The sequence below is a fragment of the Pseudomonas sp. GW822-FHT06B12 genome (assembly GCF_058799675.1).
Genome location: NZ_JBXALR010000007.1, coordinates 78,808 through 100,661, shown reverse-complemented (window position 1 = coordinate 100,661; position 21,854 = coordinate 78,808). Strand labels below are relative to the sequence as shown.

At 58.8% G+C, this 21,854-nt stretch carries 19 protein-coding genes; 9 read left to right on the top strand and 10 right to left on the bottom strand.

All coding sequences use genetic code 11. The features are described from left to right. Window positions 1–47 precede the first annotated feature (47 nt). Together glyA and AC1RKH_RS17275 are read right to left on the bottom strand one after the other, a co-directional pair. A complete protein-coding gene (gene glyA, locus AC1RKH_RS17280) occupies window positions 48–1,301 on the bottom strand; it encodes a serine hydroxymethyltransferase (protein ID WP_493064464.1) in 1,254 nt (417 codons plus the stop codon). A 222-nt stretch (window positions 1,302–1,523) separates the two neighbouring features. Then, window positions 1,524–5,372, bottom strand: coding sequence for a sensor domain-containing protein (locus AC1RKH_RS17275; protein ID WP_493064463.1), 3,849 nt, complete (start codon window positions 5,370–5,372; stop codon window positions 1,524–1,526). A 285-nt stretch (window positions 5,373–5,657) separates the two neighbouring features. On the opposite strand from AC1RKH_RS17275, the gene ettA reads away from it, so the two are divergent. Then, complete coding sequence (gene ettA / locus AC1RKH_RS17270; RefSeq protein ID WP_493064462.1) at window positions 5,658–7,322, top strand: energy-dependent translational throttle protein EttA; 1,665 nt, start codon at window positions 5,658–5,660, stop codon at window positions 7,320–7,322. A 79-nt stretch (window positions 7,323–7,401) separates the two neighbouring features. Here the strand turns inward: ettA and AC1RKH_RS17265 are convergent, their stop codons facing one another. From AC1RKH_RS17265 to AC1RKH_RS17255, 3 genes are all read right to left on the bottom strand, one after another. Next, a complete protein-coding gene (locus AC1RKH_RS17265; protein ID WP_493064461.1) occupies window positions 7,402–7,893 on the bottom strand; it encodes a GreA/GreB family elongation factor in 492 nt (163 codons plus the stop codon). A 155-nt stretch (window positions 7,894–8,048) separates the two neighbouring features. Continuing rightward, window positions 8,049–9,902, bottom strand: coding sequence for an Lnb N-terminal periplasmic domain-containing protein (locus tag AC1RKH_RS17260; RefSeq protein ID WP_493064460.1), 1,854 nt, complete (start codon window positions 9,900–9,902; stop codon window positions 8,049–8,051). 91 nt (window positions 9,903–9,993) lie between these two features. Next, window positions 9,994–10,482, bottom strand: a complete 489-nt coding sequence (locus AC1RKH_RS17255) for a DUF3015 domain-containing protein (RefSeq protein WP_123423581.1) — start codon at window positions 10,480–10,482, stop codon at window positions 9,994–9,996. Between the two features lie 278 nt (window positions 10,483–10,760). On the opposite strand from AC1RKH_RS17255, the gene AC1RKH_RS17250 reads away from it, so the two are divergent. Further along, window positions 10,761–13,211, top strand: a complete 2,451-nt coding sequence (locus AC1RKH_RS17250; protein ID WP_493064459.1) for a Lon protease family protein — start codon at window positions 10,761–10,763, stop codon at window positions 13,209–13,211. 129 nt (window positions 13,212–13,340) lie between these two features. Here AC1RKH_RS17250 and AC1RKH_RS17245 read toward each other — a convergent pair whose 3' ends face one another. Next, entirely contained in the window at window positions 13,341–13,502 is a 162-nt protein-coding gene (locus tag AC1RKH_RS17245; RefSeq protein ID WP_185015276.1) for a hypothetical protein, read from the bottom strand. Here AC1RKH_RS17245 and AC1RKH_RS17240 point away from each other — a divergent pair. Then, window positions 13,501–13,842: a PA4575 family protein gene (locus tag AC1RKH_RS17240; protein WP_123423583.1), complete on the top strand. Its 342-nt coding sequence runs from the start codon at window positions 13,501–13,503 to the stop codon at window positions 13,840–13,842. The genes AC1RKH_RS17245 and AC1RKH_RS17240 overlap by 2 nt on opposite strands. A gap of 3 nt (window positions 13,843–13,845) precedes the next feature. On the opposite strand, the gene AC1RKH_RS17235 is transcribed toward AC1RKH_RS17240, so the two are convergent. Further along, complete coding sequence (locus AC1RKH_RS17235; protein ID WP_493064458.1) at window positions 13,846–15,675, bottom strand: hypothetical protein; 1,830 nt, start codon at window positions 15,673–15,675, stop codon at window positions 13,846–13,848. Between the two features lie 161 nt (window positions 15,676–15,836). On the opposite strand from AC1RKH_RS17235, the gene AC1RKH_RS17230 reads away from it, so the two are divergent. The 3 genes from AC1RKH_RS17230 (at window position 15,837) to bamJ (ending at window position 17,498) form a co-directional block, all read left to right on the top strand. Further along, window positions 15,837–16,325 carry a TIGR00645 family protein gene (locus tag AC1RKH_RS17230; RefSeq protein WP_123423585.1) on the top strand — a complete coding sequence of 163 codons (489 nt, stop codon included), beginning with the start codon at window positions 15,837–15,839 and terminating at the stop codon, window positions 16,323–16,325. 134 nt (window positions 16,326–16,459) lie between these two features. Beyond that, window positions 16,460–16,750, top strand: a complete 291-nt coding sequence (locus tag AC1RKH_RS17225) for a DUF6482 family protein (protein WP_123423586.1) — start codon at window positions 16,460–16,462, stop codon at window positions 16,748–16,750. 130 nt (window positions 16,751–16,880) lie between these two features. Beyond that, entirely contained in the window at window positions 16,881–17,498 is a 618-nt protein-coding gene (bamJ, locus tag AC1RKH_RS17220) for a BamJ family beta-barrel-assembly machinery protein (RefSeq protein WP_054595509.1), read from the top strand. Between the two features lie 130 nt (window positions 17,499–17,628). Here bamJ and AC1RKH_RS17215 read toward each other — a convergent pair whose 3' ends face one another. From AC1RKH_RS17215 to AC1RKH_RS17205, 3 genes are all read right to left on the bottom strand, one after another. Further along, window positions 17,629–17,886: a PA4570 family protein gene (locus AC1RKH_RS17215; protein ID WP_493064457.1), complete on the bottom strand. Its 258-nt coding sequence runs from the start codon at window positions 17,884–17,886 to the stop codon at window positions 17,629–17,631. A 206-nt stretch (window positions 17,887–18,092) separates the two neighbouring features. Next, the gene (locus tag AC1RKH_RS17210; protein WP_078050159.1) at window positions 18,093–18,434 is read right to left on the bottom strand and encodes a zinc ribbon domain-containing protein YjdM; all 342 of its coding nucleotides are present in this window, start codon (window positions 18,432–18,434) and stop codon (window positions 18,093–18,095) included. Between the two features lie 183 nt (window positions 18,435–18,617). Then, complete coding sequence (locus AC1RKH_RS17205; protein ID WP_123423589.1) at window positions 18,618–19,586, bottom strand: polyprenyl synthetase family protein; 969 nt, start codon at window positions 19,584–19,586, stop codon at window positions 18,618–18,620. Between the two features lie 240 nt (window positions 19,587–19,826). On the opposite strand from AC1RKH_RS17205, the gene rplU reads away from it, so the two are divergent. The 3 genes from rplU (at window position 19,827) to cgtA (ending at window position 21,853) form a co-directional block, all read left to right on the top strand. Continuing rightward, the gene (gene rplU / locus AC1RKH_RS17200) at window positions 19,827–20,141 is read left to right on the top strand and encodes a 50S ribosomal protein L21 (protein ID WP_003176051.1); all 315 of its coding nucleotides are present in this window, start codon (window positions 19,827–19,829) and stop codon (window positions 20,139–20,141) included. 35 nt (window positions 20,142–20,176) lie between these two features. Beyond that, entirely contained in the window at window positions 20,177–20,434 is a 258-nt protein-coding gene (gene rpmA, locus AC1RKH_RS17195) for a 50S ribosomal protein L27 (protein ID WP_003176049.1), read from the top strand. A gap of 195 nt (window positions 20,435–20,629) precedes the next feature. Next, entirely contained in the window at window positions 20,630–21,853 is a 1,224-nt protein-coding gene (cgtA, locus tag AC1RKH_RS17190; RefSeq protein WP_123423590.1) for an Obg family GTPase CgtA, read from the top strand. Window position 21,854: the final 1 nt, after the last annotated feature.

Here is a 21,854-nt window from a genome sequence, read left to right as displayed (position 1 = left end):
CCGGCCATCACTGGCCGGTTTCTTTTTACTGCGATTTAGCGGGCTGATTAAGCGCCGTATACCGGCAGCTTTTTGCAGATGGCCTTGACCTTCTCGCGAACGGCGTCGATGACGGCGTCATTGTTCAGGTCCGCCAGGATGTCGCAGATCCAGCCGGCCAGCTCTTTGCACTCAGCCTCTTTGAAGCCGCGAGTGGTCACAGCCGGAGTACCGAAGCGCAGACCGGAGGTGACGAACGGGGAGCGTGGATCGTTCGGTACCGAGTTCTTGTTCACGGTGATGAACGCTTTGCCCAGAGCTGCGTCAGCGTCTTTACCGGAGATTTCCTGCTTGATCAGCGACAGCAGGAACAGGTGGTTTTCAGTACCGCCGGAGACCACGTCAAAACCGCGCTCGATGAACACACCGGCCATGGCCTGAGCGTTCTTGACCACTTGTTGCTGGTAGGTCTTGAACTCAGGCTGCAGTGCTTCCTTGAAGCAGATCGCTTTAGCGGCGATCACGTGTTCCAGCGGGCCGCCCTGGGCACCCGGGAATACCGCGGAGTTCAGCTTCTTCTCGATGTCGGGGTTGGCGCGAGCCAGGATCAGGCCGCCACGTGGACCGCGCAGGGTCTTGTGGGTGGTGGTGGTGACCACGTCAGCGAATGGAACCGGGTTCGGGTAGACGCCAGCGGCGACCAGACCGGCTACGTGAGCCATGTCGACGAACAGGTAGGCGCCGACCTTGTCAGCGATTTCACGGAAGCGCGGGAAGTCCAGAATCTGCGAGTAGGCAGAGAAACCGGCCACGATCATTTTTGGCTTGTGTTCTACCGCCAGACGCTCGACTTCGTCGTAGTCGATCAGGCCGTTGCTGTCGATACCGTACTGCACGGCGTTGTACAGCTTGCCGGAGGAGGAAACGCTGGCGCCGTGGGTCAGGTGACCGCCGTGGGCCAGGCTCATGCCCAGGATGGTGTCGCCAGCTTGCAGCAGGGCCAGGTAAACGGCGCTGTTGGCTTGCGAACCGGCGTGTGGCTGAACGTTGGCGTAATCGGCGCCGAACAGTTCCTTGGCTCGATCAATTGCAAGCTGCTCAACAATGTCGACGTACTCGCAACCACCGTAGTAGCGCTTGCCTGGGTAGCCTTCGGCGTACTTGTTGGTCAGAACCGAGCCTTGAGCTTCCATCACCGCTGGGCTGGTGTAGTTTTCCGAAGCGATCAGCTCGATGTGTTCTTCCTGGCGCTGAGCTTCTTGCTCCATGGCGGCAAAAAGGTCGGCGTCGTACTTGGCAATAGTCAAATCACGGCTGAACATGGCGGTCCTCAAGGATCGGGGGGCAGAAAAGGAAGGCATTCTAACTCAATGGGTTTTGTCTGGCATATGAAAGGACATCATGTCGCAGACAAGTGGTGTTCATGACGGGATTGGCGGTGATTGTGCAGGCCTCATCGCGAGCAGGCTCGCTCCCACATTTGAAATGCGTTCCCTGTGGGAGCGAGCCTGCTCGCGATGGCGTCATACGCCGCACCGCAAATCTCAATCGAACATGAACAACGCATCATTGCTGAACTGCGCCTCGAAGCGACCCGCCGGCATCGGCCGCCCGAACAGATAACCCTGCACCTCGTCGCAACCGTGTTCGCGCAGGAACTCAAGCTGTTCGTGGGTTTCCACGCCCTCGGCGATTACCGCCAGGTTGAGGCTGTGGGCCATGGCGATGATCGCCCGGGCAATCTGCGCGTCCTGTTCACCGGACGGCAGGCCGTCGACGAAGGTCCGGTCGATTTTCAGCACATCGATCGGGAACTGCTTCAAGTAGTTCAGCGAAGAATAACCGGTGCCGAAGTCGTCGACCGCGATGCTCAGGCCAAGGTTTTTCAGCCCGGCGAGAATCTGCATGGCTTCGCTGACTTCGCGCATCAGGATACTTTCGGTCAGTTCCAGCTCCAGGCACGCCGGTGGCAGGCCCGTTTCCTTGAGGATGGTGGCGATGCGCGTGCCGAGTTGGCCGTCGGAGAACTGCCGGGCGGAGATGTTCACCGAGACTTTCGGTACGCGGACCTTGCTCTGGTGCCAGCTCTTGAGTTGACGGCAGGCCTCGCTGATCACCCAGTCGCCGACATCCACTACCAGCCCGAGCTCTTCGAGCACCGGAATGAAGTCTCCCGGCGGTACCAGGCCGCGACGCGGATGACGCCAGCGCAGCAAGGCTTCGGCACCGGTCAGGCGTTTACCGTCGCCGCTGAATTGCGGTTGGTAGTAAAGAACGAATTCGTTTTGCTCAAGGGCGTGGCGCAGGTCGCTTTCCAGCTCCAGACGCTCCAGCGCGCTGGCGTTCATGTCGGCCTGATAGAACTGGAAGTTGTTCTTGCCGCGCTCCTTGGCATGGTACATCGCGGTGTCGGCGTTCTTCATCAGTTGGCTCAGCTCGTTGCCATCCTGCGGGCTCAAGGCGATGCCGATACTGGCGGTGACAAAGAACTCGCGGCCTTCGAGGACAAATGGCTTCACCAGGCTGGCAAGGATCTGCTCGGCGACATGAATCGCCCGGTTCAGCGCGATCTCACGGCTGGCACGCGGTTGCAGGAGCAAGGTGAACTCGTCGCCGCCCATGCGCGCTACCGTGTCGTCATCATCGACGCAACCGAGCAGGCGGGTCGCCATTTCCTTGAGCATGCGGTCGCCGGCGGCGTGGCCGAGGGAGTCGTTGATCGGTTTGAAACGGTCGAGGTCGAGGAACATCAGCACCACCCATGACCGCTGCCGCTCCGCCGATTGCAGCGCGGTGTGCAGCCGGTCCTGGAACAAGGTGCGGTTGGGCAGGTGGGTCAGGGCATCGTAGTAGGCGAGGCGGTGAATTCGCTGTTCACTGGCCTTGCGCTCACTGATGTCACTGAAGAAACACACGTAGCTGGCGAGGTCGCCTTCGTCATCGAGTACTGCCGTAATGCCGACCCACGCCGGGTAGTGTTCACCGTTGCGGCGCTTGAGCCAGACTTCACCTTCCCAGGTGCTGTGCTGATGCAGTTGCTTGAGCACATAGCGCAGGTGGGCTTCTTGCTGATCATCGACGGTCAGCATGTTCGGCAACTGGTCGAGGACCTGCGCCACTTCATAACCGCTGACGCGGCTGAAGGCTTCGTTGGCCTGCACGATGTAGCCGGCCGGGTCGGTGATCAGAATCGCCGACGTCGAATGCTCGAATACCGTGGCCGCCATGCGCAGGTCCTTCTCGGCGCGACGCTGTTGGCTGATATCGCGACCGACCCCGAGCACGCCTTCGAACGCGCCATGTTCATCCCAGACCAATACCAGGCGCAGCTCGATCGGGATTTTGCGTCCGTCGGCGCGCAAGCAGTCGAACAGGAACAACTGGGTTTGCACCTGACTGCGCAATTGTGCCAGTTGTTCGGGTTTATCCAAGGCTTTGCTGACCCGGTCCATCAGGCTGTAGATGCCGGTCAATTGTTGCGGGTTGGCGATGGTTGATTGCCAGCCATTCTGGAAGATCCAGTCAACGTCATAGCCGAGCACGGCGTTCACCGACGGGCTGACGTAATTGAGCGAGAGTTTGCTGTCGGTGGAGAAAATCACGTCGCTGATGCTTTCGGCGAGCATCCGGTAGCGCTGTTCACTGTCGCGCAAGGACTCACTGGCTTCGATCTGATCGGTGATGTCTTTGGCCACGCCAATGATGCGGGTAACCTGGTCGTGCTTGTCCCGCGCCAGCGCTTGCTCGCGGACTTCGAAACGCCGCCATTTGCCGTCGCGGTGGCGAAAGCGCAACTGACACTGCATCAGTTGGGTATAACCGGCCTGGCGCTGTTCCTGACGCAAACGGTGGTAGTGATCGGCGTCTTCGGGGTGCAGCAGAATTTCCCAGAAGTACTCGCCCATCTGGTGCAGCTCGGCTTTGCTGTAACCCAGGGTCTGGCCCAGGTGATGGTTGCTGAAAATCATCCGCTGGCTGATCACGTCCTGCACGTAAAGGTGATCCGGGACGGTGCGCACGACATCCGACCAGAAACCTTCACGCTCCAGCAACGACAGCTCGACAATTTTGCGGCTGGTGATGTCGGTGATGCTGAGGATTACCGCCTTGGCGTCCTGCTGTTCTTCCGGCAAGCGCAGCACCAGCCACAGATGCTGGTCGCGGCCCTGCGTGTCCGTGAGCTTGATTTCCAGTTCCAGCTGTTTCTGCTGGTTGATCACCGCGTCGAGCAACTGGTTGCCGATGGCATTGCCATCCAGTGGCCCGCCTTCGATCAACAGCTTCCAGGCTTGCTCGCTGGATTGGACGCTGAGCAGGTGCAAGGCGACCTGATTGACTTCAGTGATGCGCAACTCCTGCAGCAGCTGCCGGCGTTGCTCGGCGTTCTCCAGCCACAACCGCAGTTGCTCGCTGGTTTGCAGTTGCGCCTTGTCGAGGCAGGCTTTGAGCCCCGAGAGATCCAGTACGCAGAGCGCAACGCCGGTGCCGTCGAAGATGTCCCGATAGCGCCGACGCCCGTCGTGTACCTGACGCTGGCGTCGGCGCATATTCAACAATGCGATGAGCGGTAGCAGCGAGAAGGCCAAACCCAGCAGGCATTTACCGATAAACGCCGGCAGCAGTTGCTCGAATACCCGTTGCCGGTCAAACAGCCCGCGTAACTGCCAGTCGCTGCTGCTCAGAGGAACGATCAGCACGCTGTCGGCCAGGTCATCGGCGGTGAGCACGCCCGGATTATTCGAGGGTAGCCCGTCGTCACGGCTGACGATCTGATGATTGACGCGATTTTCCACCACCCACAGCGGACGGATTCCTGTGTCGCTCTGTTTGGTCAATGAAGAGAAAAACGTCGGCCGCAGACGCAAGATCCAATAGCCGCGAGTGCTGCCGCTGGCCTGGTGCAGCAATAGATGCACCACCGAGCCGTCGTTGGCGTTGCTGAAGTAATGTGCCTGGGCGTGACTGCGCCGGACCAGATCGCCCAGGTAATCGGCATCCTGGCTGTCGCTGGCGCTGTCACTGAGGATTTTCCCCGAGGGGCTGAGCAGTGCCAGGCTGAGCAAGTCAGGCAAGGACTGCTGCAGTTTGCGCAACAACGCCTGTTGCTGATCAGCGGTTTGCGGTTGTTCGACGATCGGTAGCAGATTCAGCGCGATCTGCGCGTTAAGCGCCATGTTCAGGCTGACTTGCGCGCCCAGATCGGCGGTGTAGTCGATGGTGTATTGGCGCTGGTTTTTCTGGGTTTCGCTCAGTTGATCGAACAACTGCCAGAGCAGCAATCCGATCAACAGCAGGACGAGCGTCGCCAATGCACCTTTCAAGGTGCCGCGCAGGGGCGATCCGGTCGCAGGGTGCAGTGCGCTCACGGACGAAGGCGGAGTGACATTGGACAAACTGTGATCCTGCGGTTTGGCTGGATTGGCGCGACGTGCACTATAAGCCGGACGCCCGGAGGGCGGCTAGCATGCCTTGAGTTGTGGCAAAGTGCCAGCCCCTCTCGGCTGGACTGCCTTTCATCATTAAGGTAGCTTTGCCGGTTACGCGGGAGCGTTCCAGCTCTTAGACTCAGGCTTTTTTCGCGCGCACGTATTGATAACAATCAATCGCTGGCGGCGTGTATGGCCTGGCCCGGGCTTCGCCCGTGCTTATATTCATCAGTCACTGACCCTAGGTTCTCCATGGCTCAATACGTCTTCACCATGCATCGGCTGGGCAAAGTTGTTCCGCCGAAGCGGGAAATCCTGAAAAACATTTCGCTGTCATTCTTCCCTGGCGCCAAGATCGGCGTACTCGGCCTCAACGGTTCGGGTAAGTCCACTCTGCTGAAAATCATGGCTGGCGTCGACACCGAGTTCGACGGCGAAGCCCGTCCGATGCCGGAGCTGAACATCGGCTACCTGCCGCAAGAGCCGTTGCTGGATCCGACCAAGACCGTGCGTGAAGTAGTCGAGGAAGCAGTCAGCGTGATCAAGGACGCGCAGGCGCGACTGGATCAGGTCTACGCCGAATACGCTGACCCGGATGCCGACTTCGACAAACTGGCCGCTGAACAGGCCAAACTCGAAGCCATCCTGCAGGCGGGCGACGGTCACAACCTGGATCGCCAACTGGAAGTCGCCGCCGATGCGCTGCGTCTGCCAGCCTGGGACGCCAAGATCGAATTCCTGTCCGGTGGTGAAAAACGTCGTGTGGCCCTGTGCCGTCTGCTGCTGTCCGCGCCGGACATGCTGCTGCTCGACGAACCGACCAACCACCTGGACGCCGACTCCGTGGCCTGGCTGGAGCATTTCCTCCACGACTTCCCGGGTACCGTGGTTGCGATCACGCACGACCGTTACTTCCTGGACAACGTCGCCGGCTGGATTCTGGAACTCGACCGTGGTGCCGGTATTCCGTACGAGGGTAACTATTCGGGTTGGCTGGAAGCCAAGTCCGATCGTCTGGCCGCCGAATCCAAGCAGCAGTCGGCCCATGAAAAGGCCATGAAGGAAGAGCTGGAGTGGGTGCGCAAAGGCGCCAAGGCTCGTCAGTCGAAATCCAAGGCTCGTCTGCAACGCTTCGAAGAAATGCAATCGCAGGAATTCCAGAAGCGCAGCGAAACCAACGAGATCTACATCCCGGCCGGTCCACGCCTGGGCGACAAGGTCATCGAGTTCAAGAACGTCACCAAGGGCTATGGCGATCGCGTGCTGATCGACAACCTGTCGTTCTCCATGCCGAAAGGCGCCATCGTCGGTGTGATCGGCGGTAACGGTGCGGGTAAATCCACGCTGTTCCGCATGCTGATGGGCAAGGAAACCCCGGATTCTGGCAACATCGAAGTCGGTGAAACCGTGCAACTGGCCTGCGTCGACCAGAGCCGCGAAGACCTGGACGGCAGCAAGACCGTGTTCCAGCAGATCTCCGACGGTTCCGACCAGATCCGCATCGGCAACTACGAGATCCCGTCGCGCACTTATGTCGGTCGCTTCAACTTCAAGGGTGGCGATCAGCAGAAGTTCGTCAAGGACCTGTCCGGTGGTGAGCGTGGTCGCTTGCACCTGGCACTGACCCTGAAAGAGGGCGGCAACGTCCTGCTGCTCGACGAACCGTCCAACGATCTCGACGTTGAAACCCTGCGTTCGCTGGAAGAAGCCCTGCTGGACTTCCCGGGCGCCGCCATTGTGATCTCTCACGATCGGTGGTTCCTTGACCGCGTCGCGACTCACATCCTGGCGTACGAAGACGACTCGCAAGCCGTGTTCTTCGAAGGTAACTACACCGAGTACGAAGCCGACCGCAAAAAGCGTCTCGGCGATGCCGCTTCCCAGCCGCACCGGGTGCGTCACAAGAAACTGGCCTGATCAGGCTGGTTGCATAAAAAAACGGGGCCTTCGGGCTCCGTTTTTTTTTTGCGCGTCATTCCCAGGCTATGGGTGCGGTTCAGCTCGGTTCGATGCGGATGATTTCGATCAACTGATCACCGGCCGGTCGCTGCCAAAGCACTTCGTCGTTCAGCTGTGCGCCGAGCAGCGCTCGCCCCAGCGGTGAGCTCCAGTTGATCAGGCCTTTGGCGGCAGCGGCCTGATCTTCGCCGACCAGTTGCACGCGTCGTTCGGTGCCCAGTTCATCGGCGTATGTCACCCAACTGCCAATCTGCACTTTCTTGGTGGAAGTGGCCGGTGTCACCACTTGAGCGCTTTGCAGGCGTTGATTGAAGTAACGCAAATCGCGCTCGAGATCGGCCAGCCACTGTGGATCAGCCTCCTCGCGGGCTGACTGTTCGCCGTGCAGGGTTTGCAACTCGGCGACTTTGGCCTGCAGCAGGGCCAGCCCTTCGGGCGTGACGTAATTGGGCTGCGTGCTGACCTGGCGTTCTACCGGCTGGTCGGCTTGTGGGGTGGCGTTATCTTCATTGACGAAAGCGCGGCTCATGGCGGTTCTCCCTGAATGGGGTTTCGGCCATCGTCGCAGTCTTTTGGTTTCGAAGGTTGTCCGAAAACGACCTGCTGCGAGCGATAGGCCTTAAGCTTTAAGCTGCAAGTCAAGCCATGTCCGTCCTTGACGCTTGCAGCTTAAAGCTTGCAGCTTTAGTAGTGATACCACTTCATCTCAAGCATAACTTCATTTTCGGGGGACGCGAGGTGGCTGAACTCACGCTGGGCACTCAGGCGCAGGCCAAGGTTGCGCGACAGTTCCCACTGCTGGTTCAGGCTCAGGCTGCGTCGTACTTCGCCGTTGGTGAAGTAATCACCTTTGGTTTCCAGGCTCAGATTGCCCAGCGGGTTCTTCCACAGTACACCGCTGTTGAAACCGGCAGCCGGGGCGATGAAACCGGCAAAGTCGTTGTTGTGTTCGATGCGCACGGTGCCAAGGGCGAAGCCGAGCACGTCGTCGGCCAATTGCCAGGTGCCGCCGGCGCCGCCGTTGACGTGGCTGACCAGGGTTTCGTCGGCATGTTTGCCCGGTACCCGTTCCAGGCCGCCGGTCACCTGCCAGGACCAGGGTTGCAGCAACTCGTTGCGTGGGGTCAGTGAGCGGATGGTCGCCAGGTCCAGTTGCTGCAACTGCCAGTGATTGCCTTCGTACTGGCGCAGTTTCATCTGGAGGATTTCAATCTGTGCGCCGAGGGGGAAGCTTTCGGCGTTGTCGTTGAGGTCGTGATAGGCCATGCGCAGGCCATATTCACCAAAAGCTTTGTCGCCACGGGTGCCGACACCGGCCTGCCAGGTTCGCGATTCGTGACCGTCTTCCGGCAGGCCTGGGCGTTCGATGGACAGCTCCGGTGGCGGGTTTTGATTGATCGCCCGCAACAGTTCGAAACTGCGTTGTGCACGCTGTGGGTCGCGCTCCTGACCATTGGCGCGGTAGCGTTCAAGACGATAGGCCGCGTCGATGATCAGCGCCTGACGATCCAGTGGCAGGGCCTTGAAGGTCGGCGCCTGCAGTTGCTGCTGGTCGGCGCTGACCTTCAGCACCCATTGTTGCTCGTCGTCTGTGAGCGCTTTGGCGCGGCTCAGCAGTTCACGTTCGCGGGACGGACGATAATCGATTTTTTCCACCAGTCCTGCGTCTTTCACGGCTTTGACGGTGTCGGTGGGAATCGCGGTCAGCGGGAATTGTTCGGTGAGCCTGAGGCTCGGTCGTGCCACTTGCAGCAACTCCAGCAAGCGGTAGGAGCAGTTCTCATCGAAGAAGAAGTAATCGAACTGAATCTGCTTGAGCTCCCAGATGTGCTCGACCATGCGTTCGGTTTCTGCCTGCGTCAGGTTCAGCCGGTATTCCCACAGATCGCGGTTCTCCAGGCTGCGGTATTCCGAGAGTTTTTCCTGGTAGGGCACCAGCGCGAACAACCCCGGATAGCCGCCCATCAGGCCTTTCCAGGCATACAGAATGCTGTTGTCCGAGCCTTCGATGTAGGCGCCGAAATTGATCGCGTAGCTGAGCAGGGCGGTGTGGTCGCTTTGCACGTCCGCCTGATCGATGCGCAACAAGGTGTGGCCGAACATCGACGACGGACTGTTCAGGTAAGCCGCCGGAAAGATCATCACCGCGCTGTGGGGCGACACGTCCTTGAACCATTGTTTGAATTCGCTGCAGTCCACCGTCGGTAAATCGTTCAGGTTCAGTTGCGCTTTCAACCAGCGGGTACGCGCGGGGTAAACACATTGCGCGTGTTGCTGGCCTTTGCTGGCCGGGGCGTAGAGCGCTTGTACGGTGGCCGCCAGTTCTGCGTCGGGATGCTCGGCGCCATTGGCCGCCAGGAAGAACTTCTTGTCGCTGACATAGCTGCGCCAGCCGCCGAGCTTTGCGGTTTCGTAGTGGCCCAGGGAAATCCAGAACGGGTCGTTGGCCAGTTGCTGCAAACGTTGGTTGTCGATACGAGGCGCGGCGGACAGCGGGGCGCAGACAAACAGCGCCAGACAGACAAGGCGTTTGAGCATGGTGAGCTACTTAATTCAAAAAAAGACCCAAAGCAGGTCGGGTCCAAAAAAAACAAAACCTGCCCCGGTAAAGGGGCAGGTGAGGCCGAGCTTAAGCCGGGGTGGCATATTTGGCCAGGCGAGCATCGCCTTTGAGCACGGCCAGGGTATTGGTATGCACGTCGTCAGCGGTCACGTCAGCCTTGCTGAAGATCTGCTGGAAGTGCTCGTGGGTGACGGTGGCGAAATACGCACGGTCTTGCGGTGCGACGCCCAGTACCACGGCATAGGTGGTCAGCGCTTCGCCCTGACCTTTGGCCATGTCTTCGGACAGTTCGTTCATCATGCCGTTCATGGCAATCCAGGACTTGCCGCCATAAGTCAGTGCGGCGTTGGTTGCGCAACCGTTGGTCCCGGACGTCATGCCGAAGGTGGCGTTGCCGGAGGTACCGTTGGTGGTGGATGCCAGGAAGTGTGCCGGGGTGCCACGCTGACCGTTGAACAGCATGTTGCCCCAACCGCAATCCGGTCCGCCTGGCGCCTGAGCCATGGCGTTGAGTGATGCAACGGTGAAGAGAGTACCAAGAAGAATCCGTTTCATAGCTGTGTTCTCTTTTGTGTGCGTACCAATGGACAGGGGGTTCTGGCGCCGTTCTGACGCCATAGGGCCGGTTATTAGTCCAGCCGCGCAGTTTGGAGTTTAGGCACGATCCTGCGGTTCCGTGATTTTTTGCAAAACATTCCCCAATACCATTGATTCACACCTGGCCCGCCTGGGGTTTGAGCCTTGACTATGCTTTTACCCAAGGCGCGCCTTGCCAGTCGGTATGGGCAGCGCCAGAATGCCTTCAACTGCCCCGCCTGATGTAAGGAAGCCCGATGCCTGATCCTGTTGCTGCCAGCTTGCGTCTAGCGCCTGAAGCGCTGACCCGTCCGTTTTCCGCTGAACAGTTCAGCTTCTCTACCACCAATGAACTGGAGCCTTTTCGCGGTGTGCTCGGCCAGGAACGTGCGGTTGAAGCCTTGCAGTTCGGCGTGGCCATGCCACGCCCCGGTTACAACGTGTTTGTCATGGGTGAGCCCGGCACTGGCCGGTTTTCGTTCGTAAAACGCTACCTGAAAGCCGAAGGCAAACGCCTGCAGACCCCGGCGGACTGGGTCTACGTCAACAATTTCGATGAGCCGCGCGAACCTCGCGCACTGGAGTTGCCGTCCGGGACGGCCGGTGCGTTCATCGCCGACATCAATGGTCTTATCGACAACCTGCTGGCGACTTTTCCAGCGGTCTTCGAGCATCCGTCCTACCAGCAAAAGAAAAGTGCCATTGACCGCGCCTTCAACCAGCGCTACGACCGTGCACTGGACGTGATCGAGCGCCTGGCGCTGGAGAAAGAAGTCGCTCTGTACCGCGACAGCACCAACATCGCCTTTACCCCGATGAGTGAAGGCAAGGCGCTGGACGAGGCTGAGTTCGCCCAGCTGCCGGAAGCCGTTCGTGAGCGTTTCCACGAAGACATTTCCGGACTGGAAGAACGGCTGAACGAAGAATTGGCCAGCCTGCCGCAGTGGAAGCGCGAATCCAGCAATCAACTGCGTCAGCTCAACGAAGAAACCATCACCCTGGCCTTGCAGCCATTACTTTCACCGCTGTCGGAAAAATACGCAGAAAACGCTGCGGTGTGCGGTTACCTGCAAGCGATGCAGGTGTATCTGCTCAAGACGGTAGTCGAGCAACTGGTCGATGACAGCAAGACCGACGCGATCGCCCGTAAATTGCTCGAAGAACAATACGGCCCGAGCCTGGTGGTCGGCCATCCGTTCAGCGGCGGTGCGCCAGTGGTGTTCGAACCGCATCCGACCTACGACAACCTGTTCGGCCGTATCGAATACAGCACCGATCAAGGCGCGCTCTACACCACCTATCGGCAGTTGCGTCCGGGTGCGCTGCACCGGGCCAACGGCGGCTTCCTGATTCTGGAAGCCGAAAAAATGCTCAGCGAGCCCTTTGTCTGGGATGCGCTGAAGCGGGCCTTGCAGTCACGCAAACTGAAAATGGAATCGCCGCTGGGCGAGCTGGGCCGATTGGCCACCGTGACCCTGACACCGCAACATATTCCGTTGCAGGTCAAAGTCGTCATCATCGGCGCACGCCAGCTGTATTACACGCTGCAAGACCTCGATCCGGACTTCCAGGAGATGTTCCGGGTGCTGGTGGACTTCGATGAAGACATCCCGATGGTCGATGAGAGCCTCGAGCAGTTCGCTCAGTTGCTCAAAACCCGTACCTCGGAAGAAGGCATGGCGCCGCTGACCGCCGATGCGGTGGCGCGTCTGGCAACTTACAGTGCGCGACTGGCCGAGCACCAAGGCCGTTTGTCGGCGCGCATTGGCGATCTGTTCCAATTGGTCAGCGAGGCGGACTTCATTCGCGATCTGGCCGGCGACGAGATGACCGATGCCGGGCACATCGAGCGTGCGCTCAAGGCCAAGGCCACGCGTACCGGGCGTGTGTCGGCGCGAATTCTCGATGACATGCTGGCCGGGATCATCCTGATCGACACCGCGGGCGCGGCGGTCGGCAAGTGCAACGGGCTGACAGTGCTGGAGGTCGGTGACTCGGCCTTCGGGATACCGGCGCGGATCTCCGCCACGGTCTACCCCGGCGGCAGCGGCATCGTCGACATCGAGCGTGAGGTCAACCTCGGGCAGCCGATCCACTCCAAGGGCGTGATGATCCTCACCGGGTATCTGGGCAGCCGTTACGCCCAGGAATTCCCGTTGGCGATCTCGGCGAGTATCGCGCTGGAGCAGTCCTACGGTTACGTCGATGGCGACAGTGCATCGCTGGGCGAGGCCTGCACGTTGATTTCGGCGTTGTCGAAAACCCCGCTCAAGCAGTGCTTCGCGATTACCGGCTCGATCAACCAGTTCGGTGAAGTGCAGGCGGTGGGTGGGGTCAACGAGAAGATCGAGGGCTTCTTCCGTCTCTGCGAGGCGCGCGGTTTGACCGGTGAGCAGGGCGCGATCATTCCTCACGCCAACGTCGCCACGCTGATGCTCGATGAGCGGGTGCTGGCGGCCGTGCGTGCCGGGCAGTTCCATGTCTACGCGGTGCGTCAGGCCGATGAGGCATTGAGCCTGCTGGTGGGCGAGCCTGCCGGCGAGCCGGACGAAGAGGGTCAGTTCCAGGAGGGCAGCGTCAACGCACGCGTGGTGGAGCGTTTGCGGGTGATCGCGGAAATGATCAGCGAAGATGACCTGAAAGAGGCCGAGAAGGAGCAGGCCCAGGCGCAGGCCCTGGAAGCATTGGCCGCGGCCAAGCCCGCCTGATTACACTGCGTAGGAGCTGCCGCAGGCTGCGATCTTTTGATCTTGATGTTCAAACGTCAAAAGATCGCAGGCTCCTGCGGGGGCATGTGCATGCAATAAATGGCGGTCATTTTTGTTGGGTGGATGACGTCAAAAATCCAACAACGACCATTCGGCGCCTTCTAGCCCCCCGTCAACTTGCTGACTCGACTTTTCTTCTATGCTCAGGTCAAGGACATCGACAGTCATCACTGGATCGAGACAGCCTTCGCGTGGAGGCTGAATACCCGATTTACCGAGGGTCGCCGCCATGCCGCGCAACCTCTGCCTCACCCGCCAATGCCTGGGTCTGGTTACCCGTATCGAATGCAGTATTCGCCCGCTCGCGGGGGACACCGGTATGTGGACCTTGTTGTTTGCCGCCGGAATGGCCGGCGAGCAACCTTCCGCCATCAAAGCCCAGGGCCCGTTTCATGGTCCTTTCGTGGCTGAATCGATACTTGAAACCATCGTTGAAAGCCTGACCCTGCACGGTTATCAACTGGCCGATGACCCGCAAATCTGGTGTTTGCACCTGCAAGCCCAACTGCGGGAAATCAATGGTGGACGCTGCCGCAATCCGAGTGGTTTTGAGTTCAACCCCGAGCATTAGCGGCTATTCGACAGGGTTCGGGTTTTCGGCCTTGTCGAGTTTGACCTCGAATCCATATTCGACGGTATTGAGGTTGGTGCGCTGGTAGGTTTCCAGGCTGGTCGGCTGGCCGTAGAAATAATGCACCTCGAACACCGCCGGGCCGTCTGTGCTGGCGTCATGGCTGACAGCAAGAATCTCCTTCAGGTAGTTACCGCTCGCGTCCTTGGCGAAGAAACGCCAGTCCTGGGCGGGGAATACTTTCTGGTCAACCACCAAGGCATTACCCCTGAGCTCCAGACCTTTGGGCAGCTTCTGGGTGTCGAGGCTGCCTTTTGCAATATTGGCCAAAAACAGCGGCATCGAGCCAACCGCATACGCTGGTGTTTCGGGGAACAGGGTCAGGTCATACGTGATGGTGGCGTGCAGCGGGTCGATTTCGAAAGCCTCGGCTGGCAGCTCGATGGGCTCGCCGCGTTTGCCCTTGTCGTCCTGGGTGAAGAAGGTCACGGGAGTGTCACCCGGGCTGAATGAGGAACCGAGCAGTTCGTCGTTGAAGCTTTTCGGGTGATCGAATTCGATGCGTGCCGCACTGGAGTCCTCGACGGACTGGCTGACATGGACGTTCTTTTTCAGTTGCTCCTCATCCAGTGTGGCGCCTTTAAGCCAGGTCGCGGCCTGATCGTCATACACCACCACGGGCGTGCTCAGGGTCTGGATGGTTTTATCGGTGGTATTGCGGTCGAAGCGGCGTACCGGCAAGTCCAGTTCCTTGCGGGTGAGGGTGACAGCCGAGAAGTCGAGGACATTGACTTCGAGGCTGTCGATGGGCCCGTTGAAGTACACCTTGGTGTAATGATGAGTCTGCTTGCGCTCGAACGCCTGCTGCTCGTCGTCGAGCTGTTTTTCGAACTCATCGCTCCAGGCGGTCTGCTTCTGCATCTCGGCCAGTTGTTTTTGATAGAACCCGATTTGCGTGGCGTCTTCGTTGATCGAGCCCGAGCGTGAGAGAAGCTGTCCGGTCGTGTCCCTGGCCTGGACGATCAGCGGATTGAGCGGGGTATCGCTGACGTCTGGCGCCAGTGCCGCGCTGTTGTTGACTTCAACCTCGGCGTAGTTCTTTTCCAGGGCCCGCAGGGTGACGCTGATGTTGTCGTCGGTGCGCGTTTGGCCCACGTCCTTTTTCGCCAGATTGAAGGTGAATACCTTGCGCGGCGCGATGACTTCGATTTTGCCTTGCAGGGTCGCTGGTTGCGGCTGGTTTTTGTTATCGATCTCCAAGCCCTCGACAAAAGGGTAGGCCACGGTCAGGTCATCCGGATTGCTCATGTTGGAGCTTGAAGGACTCAACTGAATGCCGGGATCGGTTTCCGACCATTCGGGCTGGAAAGCGATGACCTTTTTGTTGCTCAGCGTGACCGACTGCCATTCCAACCCATGGGGGAATGGGAACTCGGAGGGCATGTTGAAGTTGAAGGGGAACACCGGTTGCAAGTCGGTCAGGTAGTCGGAGCTGGAGTCCTTGCGCAGCACGAACAGACCGTTGATGTAAGTGTCGACCAGGGCCTGCGGGGTTGGGTAGTGCTTGAGCAGGGCCATGGCGTCTTCACCGTATTCGGTGGCGATCGGCTTGATGGCAAGCTTTTGCTGTGCGCGTTCAAGCAGCAGCAGCGAACCGCCGAGATTGGCCACGGCATCCTTGAGCCTGGGATCCTGAATCGCGTCCAGCGACTTCTCGAACTGTGCGGTCTTCTCCTCGAGGCTCTGCGGGCGCTTCTCATCGCTGGGTGAGCAGCCGCCGATCAGTACCACAAGGCAAAGTCCGACAGTCGTTAAAGGCAATCGCAAATCCATTTTCCGGTTTTCCTCTACAGCGCAAGTGAACGATGCGAATGCTTTGGACACTAGCAGAAAAACGCTTTGACGGACTCGCAGGTTGTGGATTTGTCTGCGGTTTATGGGGTTTTGAGCGGCTGATATACTCGCCGCCGTTTAAAACCCTTGTGTGAGATTCAATGGAACGTTTTGTCGAAAATGCAATGTACGCGTCGCGTTGGCTGCTGGCGCCGATCTACTTTGGTTTGTCCCTGGGCCTGCTGGCTTTAGCTCTGAAGTTCTTTCAGGAAGTCTTCCACGTTATCCCCAACGTGTTCTCGATGGCCGAGTCCGATCTGATTCTGGTGCTGTTGTCGCTGATCGACATGGCGCTGGTGGGCGGCTTGCTGGTAATGGTGATGATTTCCGGCTACGAAAACTTCGTGTCCGAACTCGACATCGATGACGGCAAGGAGAAGCTCAACTGGCTAGGCACGATGGACTCTTCTTCCCTGAAGATGAAAGTCGCGGCCTCGATCGTGGCCATTTCCTCGATCCACCTGCTGCGCATCTTCATGGATGCCAGGAACGTCGATCCCGAGCACCTGAAGTGGTACGTGATCATTCACATGACCTTCGTGATCTCGGCGTTTGCCATGGGTTACCTGGACAAGCTGACCAAGCACTGATAGTCGCTCCAGTACGCAATCATGCCGCCCGGCCGTTGTGAAACGGACGGGCGGCGGCGTTTCTGGCTTGTGCTTTTGTGCGCCGAGGCATATCCCTGTAAGTGTCTTGGCTCGCCATCGTGCGGGGTGCGCTCATGAACCTGCAAGAATTGAACGCCTATGCCATCGCCGGGAAGGTCGATGAGCTGAACCTGATCTCGATGGAGGGCGGAATTTATCTGTTGGAGGCACGGATACATGGCGCCGCTCATCCGCTCGACGACGCCCATGGGCAAACACTGCGCCTGCGTTCGGTGGAGCATGCCCGTGAAGTGCTTCATGCCTTCCCCAAGCTGACATTCAACCTGATTCACACCTCGGTGCACGACGAGATGTGCGGTCTGGGCGTCAGCGTGGAAGAGAGTCTGAAGGTGCCCATCTCCTGATAGCACCGACACCCCTGATCACCGCAATGGCATCTGTGCTAGTCTGCTCGCCCTTTTGGTTCCGGGCGCTCCGGGATGCGCTGTGTACGCACGGCAACCTCCCGAGCCGTCCATGCAGCGGAGCAGTGTCATGTCCGAAGTAAATCTGTCCACCGACGAAACCCGCGTCAGCTACGGTATCGGCCGTCAGCTGGGCGACCAACTGCGCGACAACCCGCCTCCGGGCGTTAGCCTGGACGCGATCCTGGCGGGTCTTACCGACGCATTCGCCGGTAAGGAAAGCCGTGTTGGCCAGGAAGCAATGTCTGCCAGCTTCAAGGTTATCCGCGAAATCATGCAAGCCGAAGCAGCTGCCAAGGCTGAAGCGGCAGCTGGCGAAGGCCTGGCATTCCTGGCTGAAAACGCCAAGCGTGACGGCATCACCACTCTGGCTTCCGGCCTGCAGTTCGAAGTACTGACTCAAGGTGAAGGCGCCAAGCCAACCCGTGAAGATCAAGTGCGTACTCACTACCACGGCACTCTGATCGACGGCACTGTGTTCGACAGCTCCTACGATCGTGGCCAGCCTGCAGAATTCCCGGTTGGCGGCGTGATCGCTGGCTGGACTGAAGCGCTGCAACTGATGAACGCCGGTAGCAAATGGCGCCTGTATGTGCCGAGCGAACTGGCTTACGGCGCACAAGGCGTTGGCAGCATTCCGCCGCACAGCGTTCTGGTGTTCGACGTCGAGCTGCTCGACGTTCTGTAATACCTGGCCTGTTGTTATGACGGGCCAATGTGGGAGCGAGCCTGCTCGCGATGCGGTCAACTCGGTTTTCCTGTGACACCGAGGTGATGCCATCGCGAGCAGGCTCGCTCCCACAGTTTTTTGCGGTGTCTCATAGTTCGATCTTGTGGTGCAGTTCATTCATCGGGCGCAATGCCCGGGCGTAGCAGAACAGAAACAGGTTGCGCACCAGTTCCTTGAGCACTACCGGCTCGCTGGAGCTCAGGCCATTGAGGTCAAGGTCGCCCTGGTCTTGCAGCTCATTCAAGGCTTCTTCTTCCAATACCGCACAAACTTCCCCGGTTTCCCGATGCAGGATCCTGAGGTAAGGGTGTGGGCGGTCCAGCCATGCATCGATCAAGTAAGTCATGATGCTCATCTCCTTTTGAATGGTTTGATGAGAATAATTCCTATTCAATTAATAGCAAGTACCTATTGGCGGTTTCTGCTGTTTTCTGTGCGGGAATTGCTGAAGATCAAAACGGCTGGCGTTTTGCTATTGGGCGGGATTGTTGGGGGAATCAGCTGAGGGTAAAGCTCCATCCCACGCAGGGCGCGGGATGGAATACAGCAGGTTCAGACTTTTCTGACGAACTCGGATTTGAGCTTCATCGGGCCGATACCGTCGATCTTGCAGTCGATGTCATGGTCGCCATCACACAGGCGGATGTTCTTGACCTTGGTGCCGACTTTTACCACCAGCGAAGTGCCCTTGACCTTGAGGTCCTTGATCACGGTGATGGTGTCGCCATCTTGCAGGACATTGCCGACCGAATCCTTTTTTACGGTGTCATCGGACGCGGCTTCGGCTTCACCGTTAGCGGACCACTCGTGGGCGCACTCTGGGCAGATCAGCTGGGCGCCGTCTTCATAGGTGTATTCGGAATTGCATTTCGGGCAGGGTGGCAACGTGCTCACTAAGGCTCCTTGGATTCAGGATGGCTAAAAAGCGCACATTGTATAGGGTTTTATACGAGAGGGGGCACAGCGACGATAAACCTGTGGGAGCGAGCCTGCTCGCGATGACGGTCCGACATTCAACATAATTGTCGACTGTCAGTCCGCTATCGCGAGCAGGCTCGCTCCCACAAAGGTTGGCTCTTAGTGCGTGCGGGCGACTGCAAACTCGCTCAGTTCGACCAATGCATCCCGGTATTCACTGGCGGGCAGCATTTCGAGGCATTTGATCGCGCGGGCCACGTAATCGCGGGCCAGTTGTGCGGTGTAATCCAGCGAACCCGAGGCTTCCACGGCAGCGCGGATGCTTTCCAGGTCTTCGATGCCGCCTTTCTGGATCGCTTGGCGCACCAGGGCAGCTTGCTCCGGAGTGCCTTCGCGCATGGTGTAGATCAGCGGCAGGGTCGGTTTACCTTCAGCCAGGTCGTCACCGACGTTCTTGCCCAGGGTTTCAGCGTCGCCACGGTAGTCGAGCAGGTCGTCGACCAATTGGAAGGCCACACCGAGGTGGTCGCCAAAGGTGCGCAAGGCTTCGCTTTGTTCTGGCGTGGCGCCAGCCAGGGCCGCGGCACTGTGGGTCGAAGCCTCGAAAAGCATCGCGGTTTTGCCGCGGATGACTTCCATGTAGGTTTCTTCGGTGGTGCTGGCGTCGCGCACCTTGGACAGCTGCAGGACTTCGCCTTCAGCAATGATCCGTGTGGCTTGCGAGAGAATCTTCATCACCGGCATCGAGCCCAGTTCGACCATCATCTCGAACGAACGCGAGTACAGGAAGTCACCCACCAGCACGCTCGGGGCGTTGCCCCACATGGCGTTGGCGGTCGAGCGGCCACGGCGCATGCCGGACATGTCGACCACGTCGTCATGCAGCAGGGTTGCGGTGTGCAGGAACTCGATGGTGGCGGCCAGCAGGCGCATGTCGTCGCCTTCGCGACCCAGGGCCTTGCCACACAGCAACACCAACAAAGGGCGCAGGCGTTTACCGCCGGCCGAAGTAATGTAGTCGCCGATTTTCGATACCAGCGGCACTCGGGAAGTCAGCTGCTTCTTGATGATGCCGTCGACGGCGCTAAAATCGTCCGCCACCGCGCGGTAGAAAGCTTGGGGTTGCATCAGCGACAGTCGCTCCAGAAGGGTTGCGCGGCATGCTAGGACCCACGTCCGGGCCTGTCAAGGCGCGATGGACGGCCACTTGCAACGTGCTCGTGCCTTGCGTACAATCGCGCACCCTGAACTTCCTGGGCAGCACCTGCCTTACGCAATTGCATTTGGGTCGTTCCATCCCATGCAGCCATGCCAGCCAATACCTCTTCTTATAAAGAGCTGGGTGAGCAGGATTATCGGAGAAATACCATGTCGTACGCAGTAATCGTTACTGGTGGCAAGCAATACAAGGTCGCCCCAGGTGAATACCTGAAGATCGAGAAACTGGAAATCGCTACCGGCGAATCCGTAACTTTTGATCGCGTTCTGTTGGTCGCCAATGGCGATGACGTGAATATCGGTGCTCCAGTTGTTGCTGGCGCTACCGTTGTGGCTGAAGTGATCTCCCAAGGTCGTCACGATAAAGTCCGCATCATCAAGTTCCGTCGTCGTAAGCACCACATGAAGCGTATGGGCCACCGCCAGTGGTACACCGAGATCAAAATCACCGGTATTCAGGCTTAATTTCAGCCTAATTCCTCACTAGGAGAATTGAACTCATGGCACACAAAAAAGCTGGTGGTAGTACCCGTAACGGTCGCGACTCAGAAGCCAAACGCCTTGGCGTGAAGATGTATGGCGGCCAGAAAATCATTCCGGGCAACATCATCGTGCGTCAGCGCGGTACCCAATTCCACGCCGGTTACGGTGTTGGCATGGGTAAAGATCACACCCTCTTCGCGAAAATCGAAGGCGTGATCAAGTTTGAAGTAAAAGGCGCGTTCAACCGCCGTTACGTGAGCGTTGTCGCGGCTTAATTGCGCGATCGCTGGAAAAGCCCTGTCTTGCGACGGGGCTTTTTCGTTTGTGGGGTGAGTCTCTTGCAAAACTGTTTGTATGGGCTGCCGGCGCTGGATTGTGCGGTCGTTGATTGAGGTCGCTGCGCTCATTTTTGCAAGAGTCTTATGTCTTAGTGTTTTTCGGCTCGTCCGTATGGCGAGAGGCGTTTTGTTATGAAGTTTGTTGATGAAGTATCGATTCGAGTAAAAGCTGGCGACGGCGGCAATGGCTGCATGAGTTTCCGTCGGGAAAAATTTATTGAAAACGGCGGTCCTAACGGCGGTGATGGTGGTGACGGCGGCTCGGTCTACATGATCGCCGACGAAAACCTCAACACCCTGGTCGACTACCGTTACACCCGGCACTTCGATGCCGAGCGCGGCGCCAACGGCGGTAGCACTGACTGCACCGGCAAGAAAGGTGAAGAGCTGGTCCTGCGGGTTCCGGTCGGCACCACCGTCATCGACTCTGCTACGCAAGAAGTCATTGGTGACCTGACCAAGGCTGGTCAGCGTCTGCTGGTGGCTCATGGCGGCTGGCACGGTCTGGGTAACACCCGTTTCAAGTCCAGTACCAACCGCGCGCCACGCCAGACTACGCCGGGCAAGCCGGGCGAGCAGCGTGACCTCAAGCTGGAAATGAAGGTGTTGGCCGACGTCGGTCTGCTGGGCTTGCCGAACGCTGGCAAAAGTACCTTTATTCGTTCGGTTTCGGCGGCCAAGCCGAAAGTTGCCGATTATCCGTTCACCACGCTGGTGCCAAACCTCGGTGTGGTCAGCGTCGATCGCTGGAAGAGCTTTGTCATCGCTGACATTCCGGGTCTGATCGAAGGCGCTTCCGACGGCGCGGGCCTGGGGATTCGCTTCCTCAAGCACTTGTCGCGTACTCGTCTGCTGCTGCACCTCGTCGACATGGCGCCGCTGGATGACACCAGTGCTCCGGATGCTGCCGAAGTGATCGTCAGCGAGCTGACCAAGTTCAGCCCGTCGTTGGCTGAGCGTGATCGCTGGCTGGTGCTGAACAAGTGCGACCAGATCCTTGAAGAAGAGCACGAAGAGCGGGTCAAGGAAATCGTTGATCGTCTGGAGTGGACTGGTCCGGTCTACGTGATCTCGGCTATCGCCAAAGACGGCACCGAGCGCCTGACGCGTGACATCATGCGTTACCTGGAAGATCGTGCCGATCGTCTGGCTAACGACCCTGTCTACAAGGAAGAGCTGGCCGATCTCGATCAGCGCATCGAAGACGAAGCCCGCGCCCAGTTGCAGGCTCTGGATGACCAGCGTGCGCTGCGCCGCAGCGGCGTGAAGTCGGTCCATGACATCGGTGACGATGACTGGGACGAAGAAGATGTGGATGACGAAGACGGTCCGGAAATCATTTACGTCCGCGACTGAT